We start from the raw sequence: 11889 nt of genomic DNA, 5'->3' as shown, positions 1-11889 counted from the left end.
CGCCACACTTATAAGTGTGGCGGGCTTGTTTTCGACAAGGATTTGTCTACTGGCGATCCAGTCCGGTCAGCTGGTTGAAGACTGCCTGATTTACTCGGACACCTTCTGTTTGCTCCAGCTGAGAGATGAACTGGTTGAGCAAGGAGCTTTCCAGTGCACCTGTCAGCTGAGCGTCAATGCGCTGCACGTTTTCAGATTCTGTCATGAAGGCCGGAGACGTCGTGTCGGTGAGGACAAGAAGAATGCGGTCTTCGTTGTTGCCAGGAACCTGAGAGGCGGTGCCTTTGGGTCCGGAAAATGCTGCAGTTACAGCAGAGCCGGAAAGCTCCGCAATGCCGCCGTTGCGGGTGAGCGGTGCAGATGTGGCTGTTGTCAGGCCTTCGGCAGTTGCGACTTCGGAAAGAGGCTTTCCTGCTTCGACTTCTGCGATCAAAGCTTGAGCTTTTTCTTCCAGTAGCTCTGCCGTGCGGTTGGCTGTCCAATCAGCAGTCACGGCTTCTTTCCCTTCAGAGAGTTCTCTGTCGCGGGAAGGGGTGACATTTTTCACTTCGTACCACAGGTGACCTGTACGGCCGATTTCCAGTGGATCATTTTCAACGCCAACATCGGTAGAAAATACTGCTGTGGTCAGTGTGCTTGCTTGTGGAAGATCAACAGTTTCGCCCGCTTCGTTTTTGCCGGAAGCGTCAAATGAAGGTGTGTTGATCAGAGCCAGATCAAAGCGCTCAGCGATTTCTTCAAAGGTGCTGCCGCCTGCGCGTGCGTCTTCGACTTCGTTGAAGAGGTCCTCTACTTCATCGGCTGCGTTTGCCTGAGCAACGACACCGCGTAGTTCGTCTTTAACGTCTTCCAGAGGCTGTACTGCAGCTGCCTTGACCTCTTTGGCAAAGAGGACCGCGTTGGTGAACTGACCTTCGACCACGTTGCTTGCCTGACCTTCTTTGAGAGCAAAAGCTGCATCTGCAATTTTCTGGTCAAGGAAGCCGGATTTGTTCATGAGGCCGAGATTGACGTCTTTTTCAGTCAGATCGCGTTCATTCATGAGGTCTTCAAAAGTCTTGCCGGACTCCATCTCAACAACAGCAGCTTCTGCTTCCTGTTTGGTTGGGAAGGAAATCTGGAAGATACGGCGCTGTTCCTGAGACTGATAGCGGTTTTTGGTGCGCTCATATTCCTGAGCGAGTTCCGCTTCAGTCACATTTTCCGGCTTTGCGATCTTGTCTGCTGTCAGCTCTATCAAAGTGGCACTGCGGTATTCAGGTGCTTTGTAGTTGCCTTTGTTCTCTTCAAAGAACGTAGCGAGTTCTTCGTCAGTCGGAGCTGGAACATTTGTCAAAGAGCTTTGTGGCAGCACGAGGTACTCAACAGTGCGCTCTTCCATTGCGTATTTGTCGAAGGCTTCGAGCATTGCCTTAGGCACAACGATGCCGCCGATAACAGCTTCTGCAAGCTGTTGACGCTCTGCGACGAGCTGTTGCTGCATCACGAATTCGTCTTCGCTTATGCCCAGATTATAAAGTACCTGGCTCAGGCGATTACGGTCGTAACCATTTACACCCTGAAATGCTGGTGTTTCCTGAATTGTTTTGACAATAGCTTCATCAGATACACCGATGCGCAGCTGTGATGCTTCATAATCAAGCGCAGCTTCGGCGATGAGGCGGCCCAGAACCTGAGCTGGTACGCCAAATGCAGCGGCCTGTTCCTGAGTGACAGGCTGGCCGACGCGGCGTGACAGCTGGTCGAGCTCGCGTGAATAAGCTCGTTGGAAATCCTGAGCCGAAATTTCTTTGTCGCCAACTGAGGCAACAGATGTGGAGCCGATTCCAGTAAAGACGTCAGCGATCCCCCAAACTGCAAAGCTGAGGACCAGAAGGCCGATCAGGATCTTTGCAAACCAGGAACCTACGCTATTACGCAGCGCGTCGAGCATAATTTTATCCGTTCTCTTGTTGAAGGCGAGGGACAGTCTCCCCGCGCACACATGCAAGGCCGCCGGATAATAGTGTTCCTTTCGCCCTGGGGCAAGTTTACACGCCATAAAGGCTGTGAGATTCGACAGGAGATACGAAGTTCATCGTACTAGCGGTAATCCGCTATGGGACTTAAGTGTTTTTTCTGCTAGTGAGCACACATTCCATTTGGGAATTTGGAATTCATATTTGGGGAACGGATCAAATGACTAATCGGCCACTTGTTGCTGGTAACTGGAAAATGAATGGCACCAAGGCTTCAGCTACAGAGCTGGAAGCTATGGGCGCGGGATACGACTCAGCACTTGCCGAAAATGTAGAGCTTCTGATTTGTCCACCTGCATTGCTGGTTGCGCAGTTGGCTTCCCAAGACAAAATTGCGATTGGCGCACAGAACTGCCACGCAAATGAGAGCGGTGCGCATACTGGCGATATTTCTGCGGAAATGATCCGTGATGCAGGCGGCAAGTTTGTGATTGTTGGTCACTCCGAGCGACGCGAAGATCATGGCGAATCTGATGCGGACGTTTGTGAGAAGGCTGAAGCTGCTTACCGCGCTGACCTTGTTGCTATTGTTTGTGTTGGTGAAGTTGAGAGCGAGCGTCGCGCGGGTACAACGCTTGACGTGGTTACCAAACAGGTTCTGGGTTCAGTACCAGCAGGCGCAACTGCCGAAAACACTGTAATTGCTTATGAGCCAGTTTGGGCGATTGGCACTGGATTGACGCCAACTCCAGCAGACGTTGCTGAGGTTCATGCTTCTATTCGCGCGACTCTCATCAAGCAGTTTGGTGGTGATGTTGGCGGTAAAATGCGCATCCTTTATGGTGGCTCTGTTAAGCCTACCAATGCAAAAGAGCTGCTTGCGGTTGAAAACGTTGACGGTGCTCTGGTTGGCGGCGCAAGCCTGAAAGCTACGGATTTCCTTGGAATTGCCGAAGCTTATCGCGGCTAATAATAGCCGGTTTTTTATAATATTCTTAGCAGTCCACCAATTTGCTGCGCCTTTAGGGTAGAAAGGCGCAGCAAATTCGGTTAGAAGGCCGACTAACGAATTCATTAAACCTACGGATACCTATGGAAACCGTTCTGATTGTTATCCACCTGATGGTCGTCGTGGCGCTGGTAGCACTGGTTCTACTGCAGCGCTCTGAAGGCGGCGCATTGGGTATTGGCGGCGGTGGCGGCGGTGGTGTGATGAGCAGCCGCGGCACAGCTAATGTGCTGACTCGCGGTACTGCGATTCTTGCTGTCTGCTTCTTTGCTACTTCACTCGCTCTTTCTCTGTTGGCTCGTTATGACGAGCGTCCAGGCTCTTTGCTTGATCAGGTTCCTGCCGGTTCAGCAACGCAGGGTACAGAAGGGGGCGCTGGCAATGGTCTTCTTGACCAGCTTCAGCAGCAAAGTCAGCCAACTGGCCCGCAGGTTCCACCTGCTCAGTAATCTGCTGTAAAGCAGAAACAGTTGAAATATACGTCTGACGGCACCGCACACTTGTGCAGTGTCCGTCATTCGTGCGTTCAGACATAACTCAATTATCCAGGGTATTGGATTATCAGGCACCCACCACGGCGTGCTTCCCTATTTGATAAATTCCACCCTTTCAAACGTGGTAGCGATCCATGGCACGGTACATATTCATCACCGGTGGTGTTGTTTCTTCTCTTGGGAAGGGACTTGCCTCCGCAGCTCTTGGTGCGGCTTTACAGGCGCGCGGATATAAGGTTCGGCTCCGTAAACTCGATCCTTATTTGAACGTTGATCCGGGTACCATGAGCCCTTACCAGCATGGTGAGTGTTATGTGACCGATGATGGCGCAGAGACCGATCTGGATCTTGGCCACTACGAGCGTTTCACGGGTCGTCCGGCAAATAAGCAGGACAACATTACCACTGGTCGCATTTATCAGGACATTATTGGGAAGGAACGCCGCGGTGATTACCTCGGCGGTACCGTACAAGTGATTCCTCATGTGACTGACGCGATCAAGAACTTCGTGTTGGATGGCAACGAAGGCTACGACTTCGTGCTTTGTGAGATTGGTGGCACCGTTGGTGACATCGAAGGTCTGCCGTTCTTTGAAGCTATTCGTCAGCTGGGCAATGATTTGCCACGCGGACAGGCTGTTTACATCCACCTGACACTGCTGCCTTACATTGCAAGTGCTGGTGAAATGAAAACCAAGCCGACACAGCACTCTGTTAAAGAGCTGCGTTCTATCGGTATTCAGCCAGACATTCTTATGGTGCGCTGTGATCGTCAGATCCCAGAGAATGAGCGCCGCAAGCTTTCTCAGTTCTGTAACGTACGCGAAGAAGCTGTTATTCCGGCATATGATGCGAAGAGCATCTATGAAGTGCCGCTGGCCTACCACAAGGAAGGTCTTGATGAGCAGGTTCTGGATGCATTTGGCATCACAGGTGCTCCGGCTCCAGATCTTTCCCGTTGGGAGAGCATCGTAAACTCTCTGTTCAATCCAGAGGGTGAAGTCACCATTGCGATTGTTGGCAAGTACACCGTTCTCAAAGACGCATATAAGTCCTTGATTGAAGCGCTTGTGCATGGCGGAATCTCGAATGGCGTGAAGGTCAATCTTGAGTGGATTGAATCTGAAACATTTGAAAAAGAAGACCCAAGCGAGTTCCTTGCCAATGTGAATGGTATTCTCGTTCCTGGTGGTTTTGGTGAGCGCGGCTCTGAAGGCAAGATTGCTGCTGCACACTATGCACGTGTGAACAACATTCCTTACTTCGGTATCTGTTTTGGTATGCAGATGGCTGTTGTTGAAGCTGCGCGTAACCTTGCGGGTATTGCTGATGCGAGCTCCACCGAGTTTGGCCCAGCCAAAGAGCCAGTTGTTGGCTTGATGACTGAGTGGACACGCGGTAACGAGAAAGAACAGCGTCAGGCAGAAGGTGATCTGGGTGGTACCATGCGTCTTGGTGCGTATGATGCTGTTCTGAAAGCTGACAGTAAGATTGCTGCGATTTACGATTCCACTGAGATCTCCGAGCGTCACCGTCACCGTTATGAAGTGAACATCGGGTACCGTGATAAGCTTGAAGAAGCTGGTCTGATTTTTGCCGGCACCTCTCCAGATGGTGTTTTGCCTGAAACGGTAGAAATTGATAACCATCCTTGGTTCATCGGTGTTCAGTACCATCCAGAACTTAAATCACGCCCGTTTGAACCGCATCCGCTGTTCTCCTCCTTTGTAGGTGCTGCGCGCGATAATAGCCGTCTGGTTTAATCTGCTGTTTTGGGGGAAACACTTTGACCAAGGGAATCGACCACATTGTACTTGCTGTAAACTCTTTGCAGGATGCAGCAGGGCTTTGGGAACAGCTCGGATTTAAGGTGACGCCAATTGCGCGTCATCCTTGGGGCACGGAAAATCGCCTCGTTCAGCTGAATGGCAGTTTTCTTGAGGTTTTGGCGATTGGCGAAGATGCTGAGCTGTCAGAACCAAGTGAAGGTGTTTTCTCCTTTGGCGCGTTCAATCGCGACTTCCTGCTGAAGGGAGAAGGTGCTTCCATGTTCGTCATGGACAGCACGAGCGCGGCGGACGACCGTAAAGCATACGTTGCTGCTGGTCTTCCTGAGTACGCGCCATTTTCCTTTGAGCGGATTGCTGTTTCTCCAGAAGGTGAAGAGCGTCAGGTTGCCTTTGATCTGACGTTCACGACAGATCCACTCAGTGCGCAACTTGGCTTTTTTACCTGCTATAACAAATTTCCGGAAAACTTCTGGAAGTCAGAGTATCAATCCCATCCAAACACTGTGCGCGATCTGAGTGAAGTCATTTTTGTTGCAGATGACCCAGCTGACCATCATGAGTTCCTAAAGGCGTTTATTGGTGAGCGTACTGCACGGCTTTCCAGTCTTGGTGTTGAGATTGAAACATCTCGCGGGGTGGTCAAAGTTCTTTCTCCAAGTGCCTATGAGAGCCTTTATGGGGTTAAAGCTCCTGCTAACAGGGCAGGCCTTAAACTGGCGGCCCTAGGCTTTTCTGCTGCGAATCTGGAGAGCTTTGGGGAATATGCTGAAGCACTTGGTGGACGCAAATTCGGTAATTTCTGGGTGATTGAGCCAGAACGAATGGCCGGTGTTGCCGTGATCTGCAGCTGATCCTTTTTAAACCCCGGGGCTATCGCTTTCGGGGTTTTTCTTTGCGTTGAGCCTGATGAGTTATGCAGTGACAACGAGTGGTGCCTGATTTTCATCCACGATCAGCTCCAGTTGAGCTGGTGGAGATGAAAACTCCATGACCTGCACCATGTTGTGGTTTGTTCCAGCTCCATCCTGATCAAAACTCAGAACGCCTCCTGATAGCTGGAAGTAGTCTCCCACATTTTGCTGCGTGACTTGTTCTGATCCAATCAATTCTGTCACATCCAACCGATCAGCGTCATCTCCAGATGAATCATAGTCCGTGATGAGATCTGCAATTGTGAGATTGGAGAGATCGAGCACAAATGTATCGCTGTCTGCTCCACCTTCAAGTGTGTCCCTGCCAGCCATTCCTGCAATCTTGTCTCGCCCTTCCATGCCGAATATATGATCGTCACCATCGAGCCCTTTGATGAGCTCGCTGGTTTGAGTTCCCGTAAGCACATCATTCCCAGATGTGCCGAGGATAGGTGGTGCTGCCTGCTTGATGGAAATGAGATGGCTATCCGTATCTGTATCGCCATCACCATCTTCAACTGAAATGAAAAACTGCAATGTTTGGTTTTGGGGAAAGTCCAGCCCTGTGTTGGCGGTAAACTCCCATGTGCCATCTGAATGGATGGTGAGTTCACCTTGCTGCGTATAGAGCGTGGTTTGTGTGTTTGGAGCCAGATTGACGATGTGTTGATCGTTTACGTCTGTGTAGACGGTCACTTGCGCGTACCCATCCGCGCCAGAGCTGAGGGAGAATGTATCGCTGATTGTCTCTCCCTCAGTTACGACGTTCTGTGTGTCTGAGATGTCGATGTCTGGATTGTCATCTTTGATTGAGATGTTGGTGATGCCTAGAGCAGTGCTGCCATCTGTATCCGTTGCGACAATAGAGACACCTAATATTGTGAAATCGCTGGTTCCGTTGGTCACATGCGGAAAATCTGCAAGCAGTGTGGCAGTTACTTGAACTGAACCCGTGGATCCAGCTGCAATGGATGAGCCTGTCAGGGCCAACTGAATAATGTTTTGGCCATTAATTGAGCCTGTGAGTGTCTGTTTATCAGCTGAAAGGGCCCAGTTGATGGAGGTAATAACAGCGCCGCTGTCATCACGGACCTCAATATTGGATGTGTCTCCAATCGTGAAGCTGATGATATTGTCTGAACCAGCTGTGAAACTCAGGGTATCGCTTTGTGTTTCTGCCGTGCTTGCTGGGTTTGAGCCAATCACATCGCCCGTCGGCTCATTGTTGCCGATCTGATCTCCCAAAGCGCTCTCATCAAGACTTAATGCGATAATGTCGCCACCGAAGGGATTTGTGCTGTCGGTGATCGTGATGGTCTGTGTGTCAGTTGTTGTGTCGCCATCAGCATCTGTTGCGGTGGTGGTGAAAGTTTGCTCTTGCGGATCGTCGTTGTCCAGATTGGTAGCAGCCTCAAAGGAGTAGGTGCCATCCGGATTGACGGTGAGTATGCCTTTCGGCAGCGTGAACGTGGCAGGTGTGTTACCGGAAAGCGAGATGGTCTGGTTGGCTTCTCCGGGTACTGAGACAGTGATCTGTGTGACGCCATCAGCTCCGGGGCTAAGCGACCACGTTCCGTTTAAGGTGTTGCCTTCTGCGACTGAGGTTGGCGTGTCTGCGATGTCCAGTTGTGGAGCGTCGTCAATGATGTTGACCTGAATGTCGGCGGTGACTGTGTCTCCGTCATGATCTGAGGCGTTTATGGTGATGCCGTTGATCTTGATGGGATTTCCGCTGGCATCATGGGGAAAGGCATCTGTCAGTGTGGCTGTGACTTGGACGGAGCCTTGCTGACCTGCTGGGATGGCTGAAGCATCCAGTGCCAGAATGATTGCAGGCGTGCCGTTGATTGAACCGATAAGTTGGCCATTTGAGACTGCCCAGCTGAGGTTAAGAGCAGCATCTCCATTGGTGATTGTAATGCCTGAAGGATCACCAAATGCGAATGTGGAGAGGTCATCAGAGCCTGCCGTGAAGGTGAGGGTACTGGAGATGTCTGTCTCGGCTGTGCTGGTTGGATCAGAGCCTGTGGTGCTGCCAACAGCCAGATCATTTTGATCCTGCGTTGTATCAATGGCTGCTTCGTTGACTGTGAGGATCAGATCCACCGCTTCACCGGGCAAGTTGTCTGGTGGTGTCGGTGAGGTTCCGTCGGTGATGGTGATGGTCTGTGTGTCAGTTGTTGTATCGCCATCAGCATCTGTTGCAGTGATGGTGAAGGCTTGCTCCTGCGGATCATCGTTATCGAGATTGGTCGTAGCTTCAAAGGAGTAGGTACCATCCGGATTGACGGTGAGCGCGCCTGAGGGAAGCGTGAAGGTGGCAGATGTGCTGCCGGAAAGAGAAATAGTCTGGTCGACTTCTCCGGGCACTGAGATAGTGATCTGTGTGACGCCATCAGCGCCCGGGTTGAGTGACCACGTGCCGTTTAAAGTGTTGCCCTCTGCGACTGAGGCTGGTGTGTCTGTGATATCAATCAAAGGTGCGTCATCGATGATGTTGATGGTGATGTCACCAGTTGCCTGATTGCCTTCTTCATTGGTCACGCGGACTTTCAGCAGATCCTGCGGCGTGTTGTTGCTGTGATCACCTGATGTGTTGAGTGTGTAGGCCCAGCTGTAGGTTCCATCTGGATTAATTGTGATTGTGTAGGTGCCGTGGGGCGTGGTGATCTGACCGCCGCTGGTGACATCTATCCAGATATTTTGTGAGGGATCGCAAACCTCGAGTGTCTGGAGCGGGGAAGAGCCACTCTGGATATTCATCGGTCCGGCAGTTTGAGTGATGGTCTGTCCTGCTTCGGTGCCAGACGCGAGGCCGGATTCGTATACATCATCAGTGTTGCCTGCGTAAAAAGCAGGTGTCACTTGCGGATCAGATAGGTCTGGCGTGGATGTGGTTTGTTGATCAGGTTCGAAGGCGCCATCTCCTAAATCACGTTCTAAAACCTCCTCATCGCGCTCAGAGGGCAACAGGAGCGGTGTGATTGGGAAAGCCGGCTGGACGACGATTGAGATTGGTTCGAAATCATTTCCGCTGCCAATGAGCTCATCGTTGGCAGGTAATGGAGACTGAGGCTCATTGTTACCGCTTGAGGGCTCAGAAACGCTTGATGTACCTGATGAGGTCTCTGGACCTGCACTTGGTTCTGCGTTTCGCGCAGCTGCAAATGCTGTTTGAATTTCCTGCGCAGTGAGGAGTTGATTTTCAATCTCAATAGAAGGTGGATTGTTGCTGTGACCTTCAATGATCAGACGTGTGCCATCTGCCAGGGTGATTTCGGTGGTGCCACTAGCGGTCTGGATGTTTGCAAGCTCCAGGCCTGATGGCAGCAGCAGAATTTCTCTGACAGGATCCCATTCTATCTCATTCAGAAGCAGGTTCATGCCACGTGGTTGGCCATCTAACGGCGTTTCTGAGGTTGTTTCAATGTTATCAGGAAGTTCGATGATAAGCTGGCTGATGTTTGGTGCTGTTGAACCGGCCTCTTGTTGAGACCTATTCTCCAACTCTGGCACCTGTTCAGGTGATGTTTGATTGGTTGGAAGCGCTTGAGGTTCACCGGTTCTGGTATTCGGCATGCAAGGCTCCCTTTGCAAACTGGAACAGGACGTTAGCGCGACTTTTCTGAGTGAGAAGACAACGTCTCGCTGAAATTGTGCTGCCGAATTCTAAATCAAATGGAGTTCAAGTTTATATATACATTATACAATACGCATAACTGACAATATTAGAGGCCGCGTCTGTTGAGTTGATGTTGCTATTACTTTTTGAGTTATTGATATTTATTACACTTAATTGCGTGAGGAATGACATTATATTAAAATAAAGTAAATTAAAGCTTCAGTTGCCCGGTTGTCTCAAGTATTGCGTAGAGGGCGTGTGTATGAAGTTGTTTGCGCCACTTATTCTTGGCGTTGCTGCCGTTGGCTTGTTGAGCGGAGCAGGCCACGCGATGTCTCTCAGAGATGCAGTTAACCTTACTGTCTATAGCAATCCTGAAATTGGAGAAGCGGTTTTTGACCGCAATGCGATTGGCTTTGAGCTAAAACAAGCAAAAGGCGAATGGTTGCCGCGTCTTGATCTTGAATTTCGTGGGGGTGCCGAATGGGCTGATCGCAGTTTTACCCGTCAGCGGGATCAGTTCTTCTATGGTCCTTATGAAGTGAGAGCGACAGGTCGGCAAAAGCTTTTTGATGGATTTGCGACGACCTATGAGATTGAACGTCAGAGAGCTCGTCTGGATGCCACGTCTTTCAGAGTTTGGGAGCGGTCTGAGTTCATCGGTCTGAGTGCGGTGCGTGCCTATGTGGAAGTTTCCCGTCTTTTTGAAGTGAAACAGTCTGCTCAACGCAATATTGCTTATCACTCCAAAGTGGCCTCGGATATGCGGGCAGGTTTGTCTCGCGGGGTTGTCTCCGTTGCAGACGTTCAACAGGCAAGTGAACGGGTGTTTGCTGCACGACTTGCATTACAGGAGGTTGTTGAAGAGCTTGAACTTGCTGAAGCCACGTTTATTGAGGTGGTGGGCAAGCCAGTAGGACGCTTGGGGGGCGTCCCCAGTGTTTCACGACGCATTCCTGGTACGCTTCCTGATGTGTTGAATGTAGCACGGCGGAACAATCCACTGATTGCGTTGCGTAAAGCCGATGTAGATGCTGCGAATGCGCAGATTAAGATTGCAGAGGCAGACTATTATCCAAGATTGGATCTGGAGCTTTCCTCGCGTGTTGGCGAGAACCTGAACGGATTTCCCGGCGTCAATAATCAAGCAACAGCGCTGGTTGTCATGCGTTGGAACCTCTTTAATGGCAACATCACGAAGAACAGGCGTGCTGAGCAGGTTGAGCGGGCAGGTGAGGCACGGATGAGAACGGCGCGGGCTTTTCGTGAAGTTGAGCGGGAAACACGCGCTTCCTGGATCCGGCGTATTGAGCTTTCCAAGCAGCTTGCAATCATAAAAAAACAGCTTTCAGCATCACAACAGCTTCTCATTTCATATGAAGGCCAATTCACCGTTGGACAACGAACTCTGCTGGATGTTTTGGATACACAAAACACAGTCTTTTTTACTGAAGTCTCCGAGATTTCTGCCCGCTATGCGCAAACCTTTGCCAACTACCGATTGCTGGCAGCAATGGGCGGTTTGCTGGAATCGTTTGATGTTCAACCTCCTGCCCAAGCTGAAGCGGGCTATCGCAAAGTACGGGATGATGAGGAAACAGAGGGCTGGCTGCCGGGGAAAGTGTTGCCAGGCGTTTCAGCTCAGTGGGCGCGTGGGACACCTGTTGCCATGCCTAAACCGAAACAATGAGGGAGGGGATTTTGGGCAGACTTAAATTTGCAACGGGCATGAGCGGTCCTGCACTCCTCATCTGGGGGGCTGCCATGCCTCTTTCGGTTTGGGCTGGGGATGCTGTCAGCGCGGACCTTGCCGTTGCGACCTCTGATTATTATCGCGGTGGTGTGTGCTACAACTTCAATCTTCGACACCCTGAGGAGCTGCACAGCGAAATTTCTGTTCGGGTACGTGATTATTTTGAGGAGGCAAATACCGTTGTTGTCTCTGCGCAGCACAGCTCAATCGTGCAGTTGCGATTTGATTGGGCGTTGGAAACAAGAGACTGGTGTGGAGTTGCCATTGGCTACATGAAAGATGCGGTTTGGGATGATGAAGCCGTCAATCGCTGTCTTTGTTTTCGCGAATACATGAGAGAGTACTAAGTCCT

8 protein-coding genes are annotated in these 11889 nt (G+C 50.9%); 6 read left to right on the top strand and 2 right to left on the bottom strand.

Translation table 11 applies throughout. The features are described 5' to 3' along the window. Positions 1–46: 46 nt before the first annotated feature. A complete protein-coding gene (locus PsW74_RS13400) occupies positions 47–1933 on the bottom strand; it encodes a SurA N-terminal domain-containing protein (RefSeq protein WP_063288992.1) in 1887 nt (628 codons plus the stop codon). Positions 1934–2178: 245 nt separating this feature from the next. On the opposite strand from PsW74_RS13400, the gene tpiA reads away from it, so the two are divergent. From tpiA to PsW74_RS13380, 4 genes are all read left to right on the top strand, one after another. Then, on the top strand, positions 2179–2928 hold the full coding sequence (tpiA, locus tag PsW74_RS13395; RefSeq protein ID WP_063288991.1) for a triose-phosphate isomerase: 750 nt from the start codon (positions 2179–2181) through the stop codon (positions 2926–2928). A 122-nt stretch (positions 2929–3050) separates the two neighbouring features. Beyond that, positions 3051–3416, top strand: a complete 366-nt coding sequence (gene secG / locus PsW74_RS13390) for a preprotein translocase subunit SecG (RefSeq protein ID WP_063288990.1) — start codon at positions 3051–3053, stop codon at positions 3414–3416. A gap of 179 nt (positions 3417–3595) precedes the next feature. Then, positions 3596–5224 carry a CTP synthase gene (locus tag PsW74_RS13385; RefSeq protein ID WP_063288989.1) on the top strand — a complete coding sequence of 543 codons (1629 nt, stop codon included), beginning with the start codon at positions 3596–3598 and terminating at the stop codon, positions 5222–5224. Positions 5225–5247: 23 nt separating this feature from the next. Further along, positions 5248–6102: a VOC family protein gene (locus tag PsW74_RS13380; protein WP_208987974.1), complete on the top strand. Its 855-nt coding sequence runs from the start codon at positions 5248–5250 to the stop codon at positions 6100–6102. Positions 6103–6162: 60 nt separating this feature from the next. On the opposite strand, the gene PsW74_RS13375 is transcribed toward PsW74_RS13380, so the two are convergent. Next, positions 6163–9741 carry a hypothetical protein gene (locus PsW74_RS13375; protein ID WP_063305835.1) on the bottom strand — a complete coding sequence of 1193 codons (3579 nt, stop codon included), beginning with the start codon at positions 9739–9741 and terminating at the stop codon, positions 6163–6165. 305 nt (positions 9742–10046) lie between these two features. Here PsW74_RS13375 and PsW74_RS13370 point away from each other — a divergent pair, with 305 nt between their 5' ends. After that, entirely contained in the window at positions 10047–11474 is a 1428-nt protein-coding gene (locus tag PsW74_RS13370) for a TolC family outer membrane protein (protein ID WP_063288987.1), read from the top strand. Between the two features lie 11 nt (positions 11475–11485). Beyond that, the gene (locus PsW74_RS13365) at positions 11486–11884 is read left to right on the top strand and encodes a hypothetical protein (protein ID WP_208987973.1); all 399 of its coding nucleotides are present in this window, start codon (positions 11486–11488) and stop codon (positions 11882–11884) included. Positions 11885–11889 lie beyond the last annotated feature (5 nt).

It is taken from the genome of Pseudovibrio sp. W74 (assembly GCF_001623085.1).
Classification (GTDB): Bacteria; Pseudomonadota; Alphaproteobacteria; order Rhizobiales; family Stappiaceae; genus Pseudovibrio.
This window is presented reverse-complemented; position numbering and strand designations above follow the sequence as displayed.

Excerpts from the sequence above, each read along its gene's own strand:
- PsW74_RS13375 (WP_063305835.1), bottom strand. The coding sequence starts at position 9,741 with ATGCCGAATACCAGAACCGGTGAACCTCAAGCGCTTCCAACCAATCAA.
- tpiA (WP_063288991.1), top strand. The coding sequence starts at position 2,179 with ATGACTAATCGGCCACTTGTTGCTGGTAACTGGAAAATGAATGGCACC.
- secG (WP_063288990.1), top strand. The coding sequence starts at position 3,051 with ATGGAAACCGTTCTGATTGTTATCCACCTGATGGTCGTCGTGGCGCTG.
- PsW74_RS13370 (WP_063288987.1), top strand. The coding sequence starts at position 10,047 with ATGAAGTTGTTTGCGCCACTTATTCTTGGCGTTGCTGCCGTTGGCTTG.
- PsW74_RS13400 (WP_063288992.1), bottom strand. The coding sequence starts at position 1,933 with ATGCTCGACGCGCTGCGTAATAGCGTAGGTTCCTGGTTTGCAAAGATC.
- PsW74_RS13385 (WP_063288989.1), top strand. The coding sequence starts at position 3,596 with ATGGCACGGTACATATTCATCACCGGTGGTGTTGTTTCTTCTCTTGGG.